Origin of the sequence: Paenibacillus sp. FSL W8-0919 (assembly GCF_038003785.1) — a bacterium.
GTDB lineage: Bacteria > Bacillota > Bacilli > Paenibacillales > Paenibacillaceae > Paenibacillus_AQ > Paenibacillus_AQ lactis.
Genome location: NZ_JBBOPV010000001.1, coordinates 4,829,426 through 4,847,290, shown reverse-complemented (window position 1 = coordinate 4,847,290; position 17,865 = coordinate 4,829,426). Strand labels below are relative to the sequence as shown.

Here is a 17,865-nt window from a genome sequence, read left to right as displayed (position 1 = left end):
TCATCCATTTGTGAAAAAATGACCCCCGGCAACAAGATATATTAAATGGCATAAGGACAAATCAAAAATTGTGTAATGGAGGTCACCCGAAGTGAAAAGAATGCTGTCCATGATCATGATTGTGAGCGTCGTATTATTGTCGATCGTAGGATGTACATCGACGGGACAACAGGATGCCGGCACGGCTTCCGGAGAGAACGGGGACAAGGAGAAGGAGAAAATCAAAATTGATATGATGATCGCCTCTTGGAAGGGAGGGGGCTGGCCGGACAACAACCATCCGATTATCAAGCACATTAATGAACAATTTAATGTGGATTTGCAAATTCAGTGGGTACCGAATGCAAATTTTGCCGAGAAGCTGAACGTGATCGCTGCATCCGGCAAGCTGCCGGACGTCATACGGATGGATAGTCCAAGCCTGTACTTGAAGTGGGTAGAACAGGGAGTATTCCTGGATTTAAAGCCCCATTTAGCCGAGTATTCAAGCTTGCAAAGCATCGCTAAGCCTGAGGAATGGGCATTGCTGAACCCGAAAGATCAGATTTTCGGCATTCCGATATACGCCACAGCTCAAAATACCATTTATGTAAGGGAGGACTGGCTTGCTAAACTGGACATCCCTATACCGACCGCAGAAGTATTTACGATCGATAAATTTTATGAAATCGCCAAGGCGTTCACCACTCAAGATCCGGACGGCAACGGAAAGAATGATACCTTTGGGTTTTCAGCGCTCGGCAATTCGAGTCTTCTTGGCATTCCGGAGTTGTTCGCAGCCTTCGGATTGGCGAATGGCTGGAAGGAAGAGGGCGGCCAGCTGATTCCCATGCAAGTACAGTCGGATGAATGGAAAGCATTCCTGACCTTTATGAGTCGTGCATATAAGGAAGGAGTCCTTGACAAAGACTTCATTACCAACACAAATTTCAATGAGAAATATGCGCAAGGTAAAGTAGGTTTTGCCGACATGCATTATCAGTTCAGCCAGCAAACGAACCAACAGCTGCAGACCATTTCCCCTGGTGCCGAATTTGTGGAACTCAGCCCGCCGATGGGAACTAACGGGTCAAGGGGCAACTCAACGCCGACGAGTGGAACGATAAAGGTCGTGTTAAGCAAGGACGTGGATGACGAGAAGCGGGATCGTATTCTGGAGCTGTTTGATTGGTGGGTATCTCCAGAAGGCGAAGACATCCTAAAGAACGGGATTGAAAATATTCATTACAAGAAAAACAGCAGCGGAGCCTATGAGATGACCGACGAGTTGAAGGCTGAAGGCGAGGGGCGCCAAAGCCTCTTATGGAACTGGGTGCTACGGAACAACAACAATACGTTTAACACGTATAAATGGAGCGATCCTACTTGGGCAAAGGAAATGGAGCAGTCCATCGATAATGCCGGCAAATATCCATATAAGAACGCGTCGGACGCCTACATCTTCTCGTCAAGGACCTATTTGGAGAAGGGGGCGTCATTGAACGAAAGCTTCCACAAAACCGTGATCGAAATCATCGCAGGGAAGAAGCCGATTGAAAGTATTGATCATGCGATTACGGAGTGGAAGAGTAACGGCGGGGATAAGATCATAGAGGAAGTGAATGCCGCGTTTACGGCGAATAAATAACGTTCGTCTGAAGCTCCCGAGCGGCAGCAGCCGTTCGGGAGTGTTATTTTCCAGACAGGCTTAAATGGAGGAGTGCAGTAATGAATGCGTACTGGAAGAGAGCATTTCCGATCTATTTCATGATCTTGCCTGGTTTTCTCTTTTTTATCATTTTCAAGTATATCCCGATGATCGGGATCTCCATTGCATTTATAGATTATAGCCCCTTCAAAGGGATAACGGGAAGCGAGTGGGTAGGACTTCATTATTTTCGCAGATTATTCGCTGAAGGCGATTTCCTGGTGCTGCTCAAAAATACGCTGCTGCTAAATCTGCTTGACGTTGTGTTCTTTTTTCCTGCTCCCATTCTAGTCGCCTTGCTCCTTAATGAAGTTAGAGCGAAGCGCTTCAAGACGGCGGCTCAAACCATTCTGTATGCCCCTAATTTTATTTCCTGGGTCGTCATCGTCGGCATTACCATTCTGCTATTCGCAACCGGCTCCGGAGGGATCAATCAGATTCTGGACAATTGGGGGCTTGGCCCGCTGGAACTGATGACGGATCCCCAATACTTTCGGTGGGTGTGGCTGCTGCAGAATATTTGGCAAGGCGCGGGCTGGGGAGCGATCATTTTTCTCGCTGCTTTGTCTACCATTGACCCCACCTTGTATGAGGCGTCCACGATGGATGGCGCGAACCGCTGGCGCCAGGTCTGGCATATTACGCTTCCCGGCTTGCGAAACGTAATTGTCATCATGTTTATATTACGGTTCGGCCATATCATGGATCTCGGCTTCGAGCATATTTTCTTGCTCCAGAATCCGATGAATCAAGACGTTTCCGAGGTATTTGAGACGTTTATTTACAAAACGGGCCTGATCCAAGGTGATTACAGTTACTCAACGGCTGTCGGTTTATTTAAATCCGTTGTCGGATTGGTGATGGTATGGTTCGTTAACCGGCTGGCCAAACGAATGGGGCAGGAGGGAGTTTTTTAAAATGCGGCACGAAAAAGGCCTTGACCGGTTATTTACGATTCTTGTGTATTTCATACTTATCCTTGCGGCAGCCATGGCGATCTTTCCCTTGTTTTACGTGCTCTCCGTTTCCTTCTCAACAGAAATTGAGTATTTAACGCGCGGGTTTTTCGTGATCCCGAAGCAGTTCACCCTGGAAGGATACATGTATTTATTGGGACATCCCGGGTTTACCTCCGCATTTCGAAATGCGGTTATTCTTAGCGCGGTTGGAACGGCGCTGAATATTGTGCTGACCTCCCTCATGGCATACGGATTGTCCAAGCGGTGGCTTAGATTTCGCAGTTCCTTGAATTTTATGGTGTTCTTCACATTGTTATTCTCGGGCGGAATGATCCCAACCTATCTGGTCGTGCGGTCTCTCCATCTTTTAGACAGCTTCTGGGCGATTTGGTTAAGCACCGCAATAGCGCCGTTCAATGTTATTGTGATGCGAAGCTTCTTCCAGTCCATGCCTTCCGAGCTTGAAGAATCGGCCAAAATCGACGGAAGCGGGGAATGGCGTTTGTTTTTGTCGATTATCGTCCCGCTCTCCAAACCCGTGATCGCTACGTTTACGTTGTTTTATTTGGTAACCAATTGGAATACGTATTTTACTGCGATTCTTTATTTAAACGATGCTGACTTAATGCCGCTTCAAGTATTCCTAAGACAGATGCTGGTTGAGGACGATCCTACAATATCCAATGCGTCCAACGTCATGTATAAGTACACGCCTGCAGCCAAAATGGCGGCGATTATTTTAACAGCCTTGCCGCTGCTGGTGATCTTTCCGTTCTTGCAAAAGCACTTCAATAAAGGAGTAATGCTGGGATCGGTTAAAGGATAAGTAGCAGATTAAATTAATATCGATACGAGGTGAGCAATAACATGATTCGTAAACCGAAATATGTAGCCCATCGCGGATTAAGCATGTTCGCACCTGAGAACACCATTGCAGCATTTGAATTGGCGGGCAAATCGGGCTTCTGGGGGATTGAATGCGATACTTACTGCACGACGGATGGTCGCTGGGTTGTCCATCATGATCGGACCGTCGACCGAATGACGAACGGGACGGGGAGGACAAAGGACTTCTCATTTGAGGAAATTCGCAAATTGGATATCGTTGCAGGCAACGGAATTGACGACTACAATGGCTTGTACATTCCAACGCTTGAGGAAGTGATGTCTGTCTGTTTATTCTTTGGCATGCACGCTTTCATCGAGATCGAGGAATATCATCAAGACGGTGATCTGGAGGTGCTGGTAGAGCTTGTGCGCACCGCGGGCATGGCGGATCAAAGCAGTTTCATATGTTTCAATGCCGATGATCTGTTCAAGGTGCGGGCGATTGATGAAACGGTGGCGCTAGGCTTTTTGTCAGCCAAACCACCTGCTGCTGAGGACCTGCAGCTTATTAGCCGGCTGCAGCCAGCTTTTCTGGATTACGATTACCGGACAACGACGCCCGATGACGTACGCAACTGCATCAGGACTGGAATTGACGTCTCGATCTGGACCGTTAACGAAAGAGAGATATCTCGGCAGTTTGAAGAAGCGGGAGCCACATATATAACAACCGACACGATTTTGTGGAAAACGATGGAGCCAGATAATCTTTCCACACCGAAGAAATGACGGAAGCCAAGAACGTACATGAACAAGAAGCCGTGATCTCCACGGCTTCTTAGTATTTAAGGATAAAGAAACTCAATGAGCCAAAGTATGCGGAAAGCGGATGTTTGAAAAAATACTGGAATGTTCGTTCCGATTAGTTTATACTCATGTTGAGAAGGAGGAGGTATGAATGGGACGGACCAAAGAATTTGACCGTGAGCAGGTGCTCCGCAAAGCGATGATCGTTTTTTGGGAGAAAGGATACGAGGGGGCAAGCATCCCGGATTTATTGCAATCCATGGGATTAAGCAGATCCAGCATGTACGAAACGTTTCAGGATAAACAGACGCTTTATTACGAGGCCATCCAGCAATACAAAAAAATGTCGCAAAAAAAACGCGATCTGATGATCCATGCTCCTTCTGCGATCACCGGGATCCGCCAATATTTTGAGCTGCATATTACGAACGCATTTGCGACGCACGGTGAAGCTTATCCGCACGGATGTCTGATTACGAACGCTTCCGTGGGTCTGGATGCCATGGATGAGCCCTTGCAGAATACGATTCGCCAAAGCTTTACGGAGCTGGAGCAGCTGTTCTATCAGAAATTAAAAAAGGGCCAGGAAACGGGCGAAATTTCTCCCGATAAAGATATAAAAATGTTATCGTTCCTGCTGCTTAATCTCAACCATAGCATCAACGTGATGGCCAGGATCCAAAGCGACAGCGACAAGGTCCGCGATATGATGAACGCCGTGATCGAGTCGCTGTAGAGCTTTTTTTTCACCATACTGGAACAATCATTCCGAATGGATCTCCCTCTTGCTAAAGCATAGAAGGGGAACTTCTTCTCAAACTGGAATGATTGTTCCGATATTCTTGTTCGATCATTCTTATAAGGAGTGTTACTATGAATGAAAATAGATACGCAAAGGGAAAGCTGGCGAATTCGCCATCGCCCTGGATTATGCTGATTCTTGCTGTTGCATGCGGCTTGGTTGCAGCAAATCTTTACTACACGCAGCCATTAGTTGAGTCCATTAGCTCATCTATAGGATTATCTTCAGGAGCAGCGGGGGTCATCGTCACGCTGACCCAAATCGGCTACGGGATCGGCTTGCTGTTTATCGTTCCTTTGGGAGATCTGCTTGAAAACCGCAAACTGGTGGTTACGCTGCTGATGCTGACGGCCATCGTTTTAATCATTGCCGCCACTGCCCGAAATGCCGCTTTGTTTCTTGCCGCCTCTTTGTTTATCGGTGTGGGGTCCGTCGCGGCTCAGATCCTGGTCCCTTATGCAGCTCATCTCTCCCCGGAGGAGACGAGAGGACGTAATGTCGGTAATGTCATGAGCGGGCTGCTGTTAGGAATCATGCTGGCCCGCCCGGTATCGAGCTTGGTGGAAAATTATTTCGGCTGGCACGCGATCTTTATGATGTCTTCCGCCTTACTCTTCCTACTCGCTCTGGTTTTGATCAAAGCACTGCCGGCAAGGAAGCCGCAAACGACCGAACGCTATCCGGCAATCATCTCATCCATGCTGCGGCTGCTCAAAACGACGCCGATTCTTCGTCGCAGGGCGCTGTATCACGCTTGTTTGTTCGGGATGTTCAGCCTGTTCTGGACAACGGTTCCGCTTGTATTAACAAGTCCGCTATATCATTTTTCCTCTGCAGGCGTTGCGTTGTTCGCTTTGGCGGGAGTATCAGGCGCGGTCGCAGCGCCTCTGGCCGGCCGCTTTGCGGATAAGGGCCTGATCCGGCCTGCAACCGGAATATCCATCGCGCTGGTGCTACTATCCGGACTTTTGCCGATTGTCTTTCCTGGCGGTTCTTTGCTCTCGATTGTGATACTGGTGCTTGCCGCCATCCTGCTGGATATGGGCGTGTCTGCCAATATGGTGTTGGGACAACGCGCGATCTTCTCGTTGGGAGCCGAGGTGAGGAGCCGGCTGAACGGCTTGTATATGGCGATCTTTTTTGCCGGGGGGGCCATAGGCTCTGCTGCCGGGGGATGGGCCTACGCTATGGGCGGGTGGAGGGCGGCGATGTGGCTTGGCGTCTTTTTCCCGGCTTTGGCAATGCTATACTTTTTGACGGAACGAAGGGTGCGGCAAGACCGCAAATAAAAAGCGATGCATGTTTTTAACAAGAGGTTATAAGATAATAACTTAGAAATAATCTGTAGGATGTATGGGTATGGATCGCAGGTGGCAATATTGAGCAATCAAGAAGAAATGTCTCCTCTCGATACACGCTATAATAAGTGTAATTTCCGAGAGAGAAATCATATGAAAGGGTGGGACGATGTCGGAAACCGAAGATGCTCAGAAAATCCATTGGAAAAGAAACATCATTCTCTTTTTAAGCAGCCAGACGCTCTCGCTGTTCGGTTCTGCCTTGGTGCAGTACGCCATTATGTGGCATATTACGCTGACGACACAGTCAGGCATTATGATGACGCTGTTCATTATTTGCGGTTTTATACCGACGTTTCTACTATCGCCGTTCGCAGGCGTATGGGCGGACCGGTTCAATCGAAAATCGCTCATTATCATTGCGGATGCCATGATCGCGGTGGTAACGCTCATCTTGGCCATCACGTTTTTGCTCGGTTACCAAGCCGTATGGCTGCTGTTTGTTATCGCCGCGGTACGCGCACTTGGTGGAGGTATTCAAACACCCGCTGTCGGAGCGATATTGCCTCAAATCGTACCTCAGGATAAGCTAACCAAGGTGAACGGCATTAACGGAAGCTTGCAAGCGCTCATGATGTTCGTTGCGCCTATTGTCAGCGCTGCTTTGCTAACGATGGCTACGATCGAAATGATTTTTTTCATCGATGTCGTTACAGCGGCGATCGCGATCTTTATCTTGTTCTTTTTCCTTAAAATCCCGTTGCATAAAAAGGCAGCTGACACGCAAAACACAGGCTATCTCGACGACTTCAAACAGGGCTTGGTGTATATTGGACAACATGCCTTTCTCAAATCATTCTTTATCTTTTTTGCCATCTTTTTCGTGCTTATGGCACCTGCGGCATTTTTGACTCCGCTGCAAGTCACACGAACTTTCGGAGACGATGTATGGCGCTTGACCGCGATCGAAATCGCGTTTTCGGTAGGCATGATGGCAGGTGGGGGGATTATTGCGTCTTGGGGCGGCTTCAAAAATAAAGTCTACACGATGGCGATTGCCAGCCTCGTGATGGCATTGTCCACATTCGCGCTTGGCATCGTCCCAGTCTTCTGGTTGTATCTAGCCATTATGGCTGTATTCGGGGTAGCCATGCCTGTCTTCAATACGCCGACGACCGTCATGCTGCAGGAGAAGGTGGATGAAAACTATTTAGGACGGATCTTTGGCGTCTTTGGAATGATCTCGACTTCCATGATGCCGATCGGGATGTTGATCTTTGGACCGCTTGCCGATGTGGTCAAAGTCGAATGGCTGTTGATCGGTACCGGATTGCTTATGCTCGTGCTGACTGTATTCTTCGCCCGCAACAAGCGATTGGTCGAAGCGGGGAAGCCGCTTGTGGTCGCAAACGCCCCTGAGTAAGTATCGGATATCCATTCTAATATGAAGCCCGCAAATGCTCAGGCATTAGCGGGCTTCATTACTGACTCAGTGATAGGCCGGCGTTTCGATGCCGCAGGGGCCTCCGTCAGGATTGCCTTCGAGCTCAAGCGTAGTCCCGTCGGCACGGTAGAGCGGATTATACCAGCGCGAAATTTTGTCGGCACTGGAGTTGGCGTAGTGACAAATGAACGCCCGGCGGAATCGGTCCTTTGATTTGTTGCGGTATGAGCCGTGTATCAGATTTCCGTTGAAGAACAGCACATCACCTGGATCCATGACGGCCGGCACCGGCTTCTCGTCTTTTGGCGGTTTAACATAGTGCGTTGTGAACGATTCCTTAGAATCCGACACATCGGGACAGACGATCTCGTACGTGTTCGTTTTCGGCACAAGCAGCATGCAGCCGTTCTCCTCGTCGCACCGGTCGATCGCCGTCCAAGCGGCGATGCAGTTGCCCGGCTCAACCTTCAGATAGAAGTTGTCCTGATGCAGCGCCTGTCCTCTGGAACCCGGAGGCTTGTAGTAGAACATGCTCTGTGCTGCGTAGGCTTCCTCGCCGTACAGGTCCTCGAGAATCGCCATGACGCCGGGATGTAGCATATACTTCATGGCCACCGGATTGAACCGGTGCGGATGCATGACACGGGGGAACCGCTTCAGCGGGTCGGACCGGTCCGCATTCAGATCCGGTTCGAAATGGCCCGGGATCGTTGTTTGTCCGATCTCATCGAAAGTCAAGCGGATCTCATTGACCTCTCCCGGATGAAAAACCTCTTTAACGATTAGATAACCTTCCGTTTCAAATTGCTTCATTTGCTCTGTGGACAACGTTTTTAACACCTTTGACATATTGACTGCTCCTCTCCGAGATGAATTATCTACAGTTTAATGGAAGAGAACGCAGGCTTGAAGTCGCATTCATGCTCATAACAGGTTGGATTCTGCTATCCTGCTGGACAGAATGTGCAGAACACCTTATTTTATCAGGAGAAGGAATCAAGGAATATTCTTATGGGAGGAGAACGCATTGGTTGAAAACCAACAGCAAAATGGAGCTAAAGACGGGGGGATATTGATTGGTCATTTCCGGGAGAACGAAGAATATTTGATGACGCGCTCGAACGGAATCGATGACTGGCTCATCTTTTACACGATCGAAGGGGGAGGGTATGTGCGAACCCCCGCGGGTGAGAAAACATGCGGCCCGGGTGATGTCGCAGTCATACGCAGAGGAGTGCCCCACACGTACGGGACGACGTCGGGCGGGATATGGCATTTCATGTGGGCGCACTTCCAGCGGCTGCCGGAGACAACGCTGCTGCCCGATGACGAAGTATCGGTCTGCAAAATGCCGAACGGCACCATGCAGCGACGCGTGCTGCGGATATTCCGGACGCTGCTGCATGATTTCCGCGATCGCGGGAAGCTGTGGCAGGAGCTGTGCGAGAATCAACTGAGTAGCGTGCTCCTGCTTGTCGCCGAGCAGCTTGCAGATCGGCATGACCCAAGGGTTAGCCAGGTGCTGCGCATTCTATCCGTTCGGATGCAGGAGCCTCTGACCATCGATGAGCTCGCAGCTGCGGTGAGGTTGTCAGCTTCTAGGCTATCTCACTTGTTCAAAGCAGAGACCGGACAGACGATCCTGGAAACGTTGAATGGCATGCGTCTTGAGCAAGCTGCGCTGCTCATGACCCACGCCGGCCGCACGGCAAGTGAGGCGGCAGTCGATGTTGGCTTTCAGAGTTACAATCATTTTGCCGCACTGTTCCGCAAACGTTACGGCGTCGGCCCGGCGAACTATCGCAGAAAAGGGTCGGCTGCAAACTAAGAAAGAACTGGGATTATGTCACTACTCCCATGAGGGCATATTTGACCATCGTCAGCATACGATTAGGCGAGACTGCTTCTGAGCAAGGGAGGATACCCAAATGACCGTTAACGATCAGCAGCTGGCGCAAATCGCTAAAGCCTATCTGCCCCACGGTGCTGAGCTTGTCACCATTGGAAAGCCTATGGAGCATGCGGCAGTTATCGCTGCCGACATCACGGGAGATCGGATTCCCGAAATAGCCGGTGTATATCGATGGAATGATGAGCTTTATCTGTTTGTGCTGCAATACCGCAATGGCGGCTATGAGGTCATGGCCAATATCATGGGGCAGGGGTATGCGGTCACTTTATTAGGTGCGGTCCCTGTGATGGCTCCCGGCAAGAACCAAATTATCGTTGGCTGGCAGGTTGGCTCCATCTGGTCCAAATTATCAATTTACGACTGGACATCGGAGGGACTTAAGGATATCGCACCTCCTGAAATGAGTTACAGCTATATCGATGTGTTGGATATCCCGGGAGGTTCGGGACCTGACGGCCAAGCTGAAATTGTGTTATGGATACACGATACGGGCGAAGCCTATCGAGTCGAAGTCGTCAGGTGGAGCCAAGGAAGGTTTGTGACCGCGCCGGATGTTTACCCTCATTACTTTCCTGTTGTCGTAAGATACTACGAGAGGCTGACGCAAAAACATCCGGATTATTCCTTCTATTGGTATTACTTGGCGGATGCCCAATATCGGGCGGGGATGCCCGAGGCAGCTTTGGCGTCGGTTCGCATGGCACTCCGTTTCCCGGAGCCTTACCCTATGCGCGAAACGCTGTTAGAGCTTGAGAGCCGGATCAAGCAAATGCTGGCCGGCAGGTGGGAGCCCCGGCAGCCGGTCGGATTATTTCCGGCTTCCGTAAAGACCACGAGTGGAACCAAGTGGGGATATATTGATCGCAGCGGAAAATTAATCATACAACCAAAGTATGAGGATGCACAGGATTTTCAGGATAATGGACTTGCCATCGTAGGGATGCACGGCAATTATGGTCTTATTGACAGATCTGAACGTTATGTAGTGGCACCCATATATCAGTCCATTAGTCCGTTCTCGGAGCATCGGGCGATTGTGATCGATCATCAGGGATTTAAAATGATTGACGAACAGGGAAATGTGCTGACACGACGAGCATATCCGTACATTTCGGTACTGAAGGAAGGCAGGGCGGTTTATTATGTAACCGATCAGGGCAGCGGTAATGGAGCGGCCAGCCGATACGGATATCTTGATGCAGAAGGTCGGGAGGTGATACCTGCCCAATTCGAGGAAGCAAATGATTTTGCCGATGGGAAAGCCGTTGTGAAGATAAAAGACAACCATTACGCCCTCATAGATCCCCATGGCCGGCGATTGGCCGACTATCCATTTGCCTATGTCGGACCGCTTGGCGATGGGCTGCTGGCTTTTCAGCAGGATCCAAATGGCAAATATGGTTACATCAACGAGCAGGGGAATATCGTTATATCGCCGACGTACACCTCGGCATTCCCGTTTCATCAAGGCAGAGCGATCGTGAACACGGCGGAGGATTACAGGTGGAAGTACGGGGTCATTGATTCACAAGGTAAATGGATCATCCAGCCGGAGTATAACGATATTCGGGATTTGAATGAAGAACGGTTTGCGCTTGGGCGTGCAGTTGATCCCGAACAGCCGTATATTGGTTCGATCTATGCCATTGCAGATTGGGAAGGGAAGAGACTTTCTGAATTTATGTATCGTGATGTCTCGGACTACCAGCACGGCTTGGCTTCGGTTTATGACGGGAAGCAGACGTATTTCATTGACCGTACAGGACACCCCGCCCCAGGATATCCTCGAGTGGACGGCAGCGGTTCGCTCACGCTGGAACCCGGAGGGCTAATTAAGGCATTGGTCGATCAGCGCTTGTCTTACCTGGACCGGTCAGGTCACGTCATATGGAGGCAAAACACGGTAATTCCGCTGAACCCGCCTTATCAGGTAATCGAAGAGAAGTATAAACCCAATCCGGATTACTTAGTCTATTATCCACAGCTCGCGGGAATGAGGGATCAAGCAGCTCAGCAAACGTTGAATACGAAGCTTAAAGAAATGTCGCAGGTGAAGTACATTCCTCCGAACCAACAGCTGGATTACTCGTACACGGGTGATTTTGACGTTATTTTCTACAAGCACCAGCTTCTTGAACTGGAGCTCACCGGATATAACTATCCCTTCGGTGCCGCTCATGGCATGCCTTCCAAAGTGTTTGCCGCGATCAATCTTGACAATGGGAGGATCTATGAATTGAAGGATTTGTTTAAAGCGGGCAGCGATTATGTGAAGGAGCTCAGCCGCATCGTTGGCAAGCAGATTCAAGAGGATCCGCAGTATTCGTATGTATTTCCGGATAGCTATAAGGGAATTGCGCCGAATCAGCCCTTTAACGTAACCGAGGACGCGCTGCATCTTGTGTTTGCCCCCTATGAGATCGCTCCTTATGCCGCTGGTTTTCCGACATTCACGATTCCATTCACTCAGATCATGAACATCATCAATACCGAGGGTGAGTTCTGGAGAGCATTTCATTCTTAGGACTTTATACTCAATTATCAATTGGGTGGCCGTGTTTAATGCTTCTCACAGATGGAGGGTTGGAGGAGGAATTGTTAGAGTACAGTCACAAAAATACAAGGGATTCCCCTTAGGCGCTGACTTACCCGATCGACCCATTCCTTCTCCGTTCGTGCGTATGTAGGATCTCCCGCCATTCTGAATACTTTGTACCTACCGCTTCCTTGCTTTTCCAGTGTATCATGAAAAGATGGTCATAATGCTGCGGCATGAACACAGCTTCATGATGTACATAGGGAGACGATTGGATATGAATTGGTTGAACACAGAGATAGCACAGCGTTGGCGGACAGAAGGAAAGAGATACGCTTCCGAGATCAACGAATATGTGCGCATCGGCATGGAGAACGGTTGGCCAGAAGAGCTGCAGCCCCCTGAGGATGATCAGCGCAGAAGCATTGCCGGGGATATTCTTCGCATGATCCAGGGCGCCAATCAGGCTGGGGAAACAAAGAGGCTGCGCGAGGAAATTCCGCCGGCATCCTGGCCGATCACGTCCGAGTTTGGAGATCGGCTGCAGCCGATAAACCCGTTGACCTTTTTACGGGATGGGAGCTTGCTGGTCCATGCCGGCGGCCAGAGAACACACGGGACGCTTTATTTGGCGCATGGGGAGCAGCTGACCACGGTACCGGATGCAAACTTTGCCGGAGGCTCACGGGATGGCGCATATGTGGCGCTTGTCAATGAAGAAGGCATTCGGGTTGTCGAAGGGATGACCGCCGATTCGGATGGAGCGCAGGTTGCCGTGTATCCGTGGGAGGAAGTGCAGAGCAAGCTGAAATTGGCGCTTCCGAACCTCGAATCCCTTGCCGATGTGGAGCACCCCGAAAATGTGGTCGATGAGCTGATCCCTTTTGACGGGGGAAGAAAGCTGCTGCTCGTTTGCGGATACGGCATTTATTTGCTAGATCACGAGGGCGGGGTCGAACTGCTTAATCCTGAACATGCGGATCTCATCGAGTACGAGGAAGAGGATACAATTGTGGATATGGCTCACGGAGATGTTTCTCCTGATGGCCGGTGGCTGGCTTACGGCTCGCAATCCAGTTCGCATTTTTTGAAGGACCTGCAAAGCGGAGAGGTACATGCATTTGAACCGGCGTCAAGCTATCCGCACTTCGCGCGGTTTTCGAAGGATAGCCGCGAGGTATGGTATAATGCGTGCCATTTTTACAACGGGGCGACGTTCAAAGTGCCGCTGACGGAGGACGGACAGGAGAGCTACGGCGATATCGAGAAGGAATGGCCTATGATGAATGAAGAAATGCGGGTGTACGCGGCTGCCTCGCTGAAAGATGGATTCATCCTCGGAGATGCCTACGGCTATCTTAAGTATATCGATAGAGATGGCCGAGAGATCTGGCGGTATTTCGTCGGCAGCACCATATTTGGCATGACTGCTTTCGCGGATGAATCGATGCTGGCTGTCGGCACATATGGGGGCATGCTCCATCTACTGAAGCTGGATAGCGGCCAAAAAAGCGAATACAGCATTGGAACCGCAAATGTTATAGAGACGGATCGCTGGGTGCTGTGGCGGGATCAGGAGCCATTGCGCTGGTAAGAAGTTCAATTTGGTCCGGAGTGCGATAACAATTGAATGAAATGAAAACTGCACCAATGCAGAAGGAATAGACACGTAAATTTTGCGGGATAGCAAGCCCCTCTATTTTTGTTCAATCGGCGAATGAATGTGTTGTATCCTTTCATTCGCCGATTTTTTTTGTTTTTATGTGGAGGGCTGCCTGTATTTTTGGGCGGAAATGGTTGATTTACTATCATTCAGCACACGGAAAGGAGGTGATGAAGATGAACACCATTCATATGCTGGCCGGCATTCCCGGCAGCGGTAAAAGCCAATACGCGAAAGAATGCTGCAAACGGGAAAGAGCCGTACTTGTAGCGACGGACGCCATCCGGGAAAAGCTGTTCGGAAGCGTGACAAGGCAGAAGAACACCTACCGGATTTTTGATGAAGCTTTTGCCGAGATTGAGCAGGCGCTTGCGTCCGGGAGAAACGTCGTGTTTGACGCTACCAATGTTGCCCGCAACCGAAGAGTTCAATTCCTGAAGCGATTTAACAAGGTTCCGGTGGAATGCCATGTCTGTAACACGCCCTACGAATTGGCCAGGGAACGGGTGCAGGCGAGAAAGCGTAAAATCGAGGACAAGGTCCTTGAGAAGTATGCCAAAAACTTCGAGTTTCCCTTGCTTGCCGAAGGCTTCAATCAGCTGCATATCGTCCATACGCCGGCAGATGTCGGACTTGAGCGGGCCGAGCTGGAGCAGCTTCTTGAACGGAAGCCGGGTCATGACGAGCTGTTTGCTTACTTGCGCCATTCTCCTTATTTCAGCTTGATGCTGGGATATGACCAGGAAAATCCCTATCATTCCAAAACCTTGTCGGAGCATACGCATGCCGTTCTGGAGTATATCCATGCGTTTTACGAAGGGGAGCATATGCTTGAGATGCAGCTGGCGGCTTTGTTTCACGATACAGGCAAACCCCTTTGCAAGGTATGGAAGCCGAACCGGGGATATTACTCATATTTTGGACACGAGCATGTATCCGCAGGGATCACCTGCCATGTTCTGAAGGAACTGGGGGATGGCGATGATTTTATTTTACATGTGGTGAACATGGTGAGCTTCCATATGGAGATTCTGCACGGCGGTGATGCCGGGGCCTCCAAGATCTACCATCTGCTTGGCGGCCGGATGCTGGCAGAGCTGTATTTCTTCGCGGAAGCGGACACGTTCGCCAAATAGAGGTGATGAGATGAATAAAGTGAAATATCCGAAAACGATGCATTTGCCGTGGTCCAGAAGCTATACGGACGATGATAAAATTTTGCGGAGCACGGACCATTTTGCCGGACAAGAGGTTGTCATAACCGAGAAAATGGATGGAGAGAACACAACGATGTACTCGGACTTCATTCACGCGAGGTCACTCGACAGTAAAGACCACTCTTCCCGGCACTATGTGAAGACGCTGCACGGAGGAATCCGGTATATGATTCCGGAAGGGTACCGGCTTTGCGGGGAGAACGTATATGCCAAGCATTCGCTGCTGTATACATCCTTGCCCGGCTATTTCATGCTCTTCTCGGTTTGGAACGACCGCAATATCTGTCTTTCCTGGGATGAAACCGAAGCATGGGCGGAGAAATTGGGGATTCCGCTTGTTCCGGTTCTGTACCGCGGAGTGTGGAGCGAGGAAGCCGCCAAGCAGTGCTACACGAAGCAGTCCCGATGCGGCGGAGAGCAGGAGGGCTACGTGGTACGGCTCGCCTCAGAATTTCCTTATGAGGACTTCAAGCGCTCGGTCGCCAAGTTTGTCCGGAAAAATCATGTGCAAACCGACGAGCACTGGCTCAGCAAGCCAGTTGAGCCTAATGTTTTGGCCTAGGGTGTGAACGAAAGAGAATAAGCACGAAGACAGCAATAACCAAAACGGATGAGGAGGGTTTATCATGTAATTCGCTCGGAATTCCTAATGATTATTCGATCATGGGTCAATTCGTTGAATCCGACATACATAAAGATAATGACAATTGCCTTTGCACGTTTATCAATGAGAAACTATGGGCTGCATAGAGCCTTATATCGAAATACATACTACATAACTTTTCACAATTGCGGCAAATACGGAGGTGGTTGCTTTGAGTACGGGCATCGCGATTTACGATACGGAGAAAATAACAGCGCCCGAGGCACTCGAGATCGGGCTGTCTTTTTTTGAGGCAATCGGCGTCAGCGTGAACTCTGCCACGTATTATAGACTTTTAAGCAACGGTGATCATGAAGGAGATCACGATCTGTTCGAGATTTCCCCGGATCGTTTAAGAGAGAACGTGTTAAGAGGAGAATGCGATGCGTTCTGGCTCTATCACGAGCGAAAAGGCTCGGTTCCTTGGCATGCCGCATTCAGCAGGCAAACCGGTGAATTCGGAAGTTTTCCTCATCTTACCGCATTTTGTGAATGTTCACTTGAAGAAGCTTACGCCTCGCTCACAGCGTGGCTTAAAAGCTTGGCGAAGCGGTTTCCCCGCTTTGCTTACGGGATTGTCTATTCCACGGAAAAAATGACTAACGCATATCTTTATGCGGCAGGGAATAGCGGGGTGACGCTGTTCCCCTACGAGAACGGTTTCGCATTTAGCAAAGAGACTCCGGGACTGTATAAGGGTAAGGGGCGGTATTCAGGGGAATTGCTGCGGATGGTTTACCCATGCAACCTGGTGAACAGTCGCCATTTACATATCGAAATCGGCGGAGTAAAGCTGGGAGAATGGATTACGGGCAGTCGGGAACATGGCAAGCTAACGAATATCGGAAAGGAACATTGGCTGTGGGAAGTGGAGACAACGCATCTTGACCAGATAAATCAATTATGCGGAGAAGCTGGATTTCTGGTGGCCTGGAAGCCTCGACCACTGAAGAAGCCGCAACGAAAGCTGCCCTGACCAGGGTAAATACAAAATGGAGGGAACAAGATGAACGAAGAAGCAGTTACAACCGGCTGGGATGCAATTGAAGAGCAAATGAAAAAGCTATATGGGGCCCAGGAGCCTAAGCACTACGGTACGGTGATTCCTTATATGTTGGGTGGTAAGGATCCGCTGGACGGTCTGAGCGCCTACAAAGCGGAGAACCCGCTGCCGCATTGGCATATCGTCACGTTCGGCTTTTCCGAGCTTTATGAGAAAGAGTCGGAAAATAAGGAGTATAGCGGATATGGATTTGAACTTACGTTTCGGGTGGCGCGCACGGAAGACGAGGAAGAGCCGCCGATGTGGGCGCTGAACCTGCTTCAGAACATGGGACGGTATGTTTTTAGCAGCGGGAACGTTTTCGCTTCCGGCGATTACTTGGATGCCAACGGTCCGATTTGTTTAGGAACCGATACTCAGTTAACCGCGCTTGCCTTCGTAGAAGATCCTGAGCTCCCTAGCGTCGTTACGCCTAACGGAAAAGTTGAGTTTTTGCAAATGGTTGGAATTACGGAGGATGAGCTCGAGGCGATGAAAACGTGGAGTACTTCGGGCGTATTGGGTGCCAGCCAAACGAACCTTCCCGGGTATATCACCGATTTGTCCAGAGACTCCCTCTTGCGGATCCCTTCCATAGCGGAAACCGTCCAAAGAGGTTTGGAGCAGGAAGGTTCGAATACCGGATTTTTATTTGTGGATCAATTGGCTTGGGAGCCCGGCAAAAGCCGGCTGTTTAGCAAGACGCCGACCGTGCTCACCTTGGGGGCAAAGCAAGCGGGAACGGTCGGCAAGCTGCTTCGCGGAAGGCTTCTGAAAGGAAAGGACTTGACATTGGCAAGCCAAGACTTGAGAGTTGTGTTGGAGCCTGGTGCGGAAACCGGCTACGAAGCAGGAGAGCAAGAAGTACGGCTCAGGCTGGATGAAGCGACTGCGGACGAGCTCTCGCGAAAACTGCTTCCGAAGGAAGACAGAATCGAGTTGACTGCTTATAAAGGATGTATCATTCAAGTCGTTAAAACCCATATCAAGGACCAAGATGGTAACGTCGTTTCCACCATTGGGTAAA

General features: G+C 50.0%; 15 protein-coding genes. 14 read left to right on the top strand and 1 reads right to left on the bottom strand.

Features of this window, described 5'->3' with window-relative positions:
• The first annotated feature begins 100 nt into the window (after positions 1-100).
• The 7 genes from NST44_RS21945 (at position 101) to NST44_RS21915 (ending at position 7,804) form a co-directional block, all read left to right on the top strand.
• The gene (locus NST44_RS21945; protein ID WP_244152757.1) at positions 101-1,627 is read left to right on the top strand and encodes an extracellular solute-binding protein; all 1,527 of its coding nucleotides are present in this window, start codon (positions 101-103) and stop codon (positions 1,625-1,627) included.
• 80 nt (positions 1,628-1,707) lie between these two features.
• A complete protein-coding gene (locus NST44_RS21940; protein ID WP_007131282.1) occupies positions 1,708-2,604 on the top strand; it encodes an ABC transporter permease in 897 nt (298 codons plus the stop codon).
• Between the two features lies 1 nt (position 2,605).
• Positions 2,606-3,472: a carbohydrate ABC transporter permease gene (locus NST44_RS21935; RefSeq protein WP_007131283.1), complete on the top strand. Its 867-nt coding sequence runs from the start codon at positions 2,606-2,608 to the stop codon at positions 3,470-3,472.
• 41 nt (positions 3,473-3,513) lie between these two features.
• The gene (locus tag NST44_RS21930; RefSeq protein ID WP_340900611.1) at positions 3,514-4,263 is read left to right on the top strand and encodes a glycerophosphodiester phosphodiesterase; all 750 of its coding nucleotides are present in this window, start codon (positions 3,514-3,516) and stop codon (positions 4,261-4,263) included.
• A 169-nt stretch (positions 4,264-4,432) separates the two neighbouring features.
• Positions 4,433-5,017: a TetR/AcrR family transcriptional regulator gene (locus NST44_RS21925; RefSeq protein WP_007131285.1), complete on the top strand. Its 585-nt coding sequence runs from the start codon at positions 4,433-4,435 to the stop codon at positions 5,015-5,017.
• Positions 5,018-5,154: 137 nt separating this feature from the next.
• Positions 5,155-6,372, top strand: coding sequence for an MFS transporter (locus tag NST44_RS21920; RefSeq protein ID WP_007131286.1), 1,218 nt, complete (start codon positions 5,155-5,157; stop codon positions 6,370-6,372).
• A 178-nt stretch (positions 6,373-6,550) separates the two neighbouring features.
• On the top strand, positions 6,551-7,804 hold the full coding sequence (locus NST44_RS21915; RefSeq protein WP_007131287.1) for an MFS transporter: 1,254 nt from the start codon (positions 6,551-6,553) through the stop codon (positions 7,802-7,804).
• A gap of 66 nt (positions 7,805-7,870) precedes the next feature.
• On the opposite strand, the gene NST44_RS21910 is transcribed toward NST44_RS21915, so the two are convergent.
• A complete protein-coding gene (locus NST44_RS21910; RefSeq protein WP_007131288.1) occupies positions 7,871-8,674 on the bottom strand; it encodes a phytanoyl-CoA dioxygenase family protein in 804 nt (267 codons plus the stop codon).
• A gap of 178 nt (positions 8,675-8,852) precedes the next feature.
• Here NST44_RS21910 and NST44_RS21905 point away from each other — a divergent pair, with 178 nt between their 5' ends.
• The 7 genes from NST44_RS21905 (at position 8,853) to NST44_RS21875 (ending at position 17,864) form a co-directional block, all read left to right on the top strand.
• Positions 8,853-9,653 (top strand): helix-turn-helix domain-containing protein, encoded by an 801-nt coding sequence (locus NST44_RS21905; protein WP_007131289.1) that lies wholly within the window; start codon positions 8,853-8,855, stop codon positions 9,651-9,653.
• A gap of 100 nt (positions 9,654-9,753) precedes the next feature.
• On the top strand, positions 9,754-12,261 hold the full coding sequence (locus NST44_RS21900; RefSeq protein WP_007131290.1) for a WG repeat-containing protein: 2,508 nt from the start codon (positions 9,754-9,756) through the stop codon (positions 12,259-12,261).
• Positions 12,262-12,550: 289 nt separating this feature from the next.
• Complete coding sequence (locus NST44_RS21895; RefSeq protein WP_007131291.1) at positions 12,551-13,867, top strand: hypothetical protein; 1,317 nt, start codon at positions 12,551-12,553, stop codon at positions 13,865-13,867.
• A gap of 245 nt (positions 13,868-14,112) precedes the next feature.
• A complete protein-coding gene (locus NST44_RS21890; protein ID WP_340900607.1) occupies positions 14,113-15,072 on the top strand; it encodes an AAA family ATPase in 960 nt (319 codons plus the stop codon).
• A gap of 10 nt (positions 15,073-15,082) precedes the next feature.
• Positions 15,083-15,715 (top strand): RNA ligase family protein, encoded by a 633-nt coding sequence (locus NST44_RS21885; RefSeq protein WP_007131293.1) that lies wholly within the window; start codon positions 15,083-15,085, stop codon positions 15,713-15,715.
• 253 nt (positions 15,716-15,968) lie between these two features.
• Positions 15,969-16,772: a hypothetical protein gene (locus tag NST44_RS21880; RefSeq protein ID WP_007131294.1), complete on the top strand. Its 804-nt coding sequence runs from the start codon at positions 15,969-15,971 to the stop codon at positions 16,770-16,772.
• 30 nt (positions 16,773-16,802) lie between these two features.
• The gene (locus NST44_RS21875) at positions 16,803-17,864 is read left to right on the top strand and encodes a suppressor of fused domain protein (RefSeq protein ID WP_007131295.1); all 1,062 of its coding nucleotides are present in this window, start codon (positions 16,803-16,805) and stop codon (positions 17,862-17,864) included.
• Position 17,865 lies beyond the last annotated feature (1 nt).

What these genes read in the sequence shown, in the direction of transcription:
- NST44_RS21940 (WP_007131282.1), top strand. Translation starts at nt 1,708, where the DNA reads ATGAATGCGTACTGGAAGAGAGCATTTCCGATCTATTTCATGATCTTG.
- NST44_RS21910 (WP_007131288.1), bottom strand. Translation starts at nt 8,674, where the DNA reads ATGTCAAAGGTGTTAAAAACGTTGTCCACAGAGCAAATGAAGCAATTT.
- NST44_RS21915 (WP_007131287.1), top strand. Translation starts at nt 6,551, where the DNA reads ATGTCGGAAACCGAAGATGCTCAGAAAATCCATTGGAAAAGAAACATC.
- NST44_RS21875 (WP_007131295.1), top strand. Translation starts at nt 16,803, where the DNA reads ATGAACGAAGAAGCAGTTACAACCGGCTGGGATGCAATTGAAGAGCAA.
- NST44_RS21920 (WP_007131286.1), top strand. Translation starts at nt 5,155, where the DNA reads ATGAATGAAAATAGATACGCAAAGGGAAAGCTGGCGAATTCGCCATCG.
- NST44_RS21925 (WP_007131285.1), top strand. Translation starts at nt 4,433, where the DNA reads ATGGGACGGACCAAAGAATTTGACCGTGAGCAGGTGCTCCGCAAAGCG.
- NST44_RS21930 (WP_340900611.1), top strand. Translation starts at nt 3,514, where the DNA reads ATGATTCGTAAACCGAAATATGTAGCCCATCGCGGATTAAGCATGTTC.
- NST44_RS21895 (WP_007131291.1), top strand. Translation starts at nt 12,551, where the DNA reads ATGAATTGGTTGAACACAGAGATAGCACAGCGTTGGCGGACAGAAGGA.
- NST44_RS21935 (WP_007131283.1), top strand. Translation starts at nt 2,606, where the DNA reads ATGCGGCACGAAAAAGGCCTTGACCGGTTATTTACGATTCTTGTGTAT.
- NST44_RS21885 (WP_007131293.1), top strand. Translation starts at nt 15,083, where the DNA reads ATGAATAAAGTGAAATATCCGAAAACGATGCATTTGCCGTGGTCCAGA.
- NST44_RS21890 (WP_340900607.1), top strand. Translation starts at nt 14,113, where the DNA reads ATGAACACCATTCATATGCTGGCCGGCATTCCCGGCAGCGGTAAAAGC.
- NST44_RS21900 (WP_007131290.1), top strand. Translation starts at nt 9,754, where the DNA reads ATGACCGTTAACGATCAGCAGCTGGCGCAAATCGCTAAAGCCTATCTG.
- NST44_RS21945 (WP_244152757.1), top strand. Translation starts at nt 101, where the DNA reads ATGCTGTCCATGATCATGATTGTGAGCGTCGTATTATTGTCGATCGTA.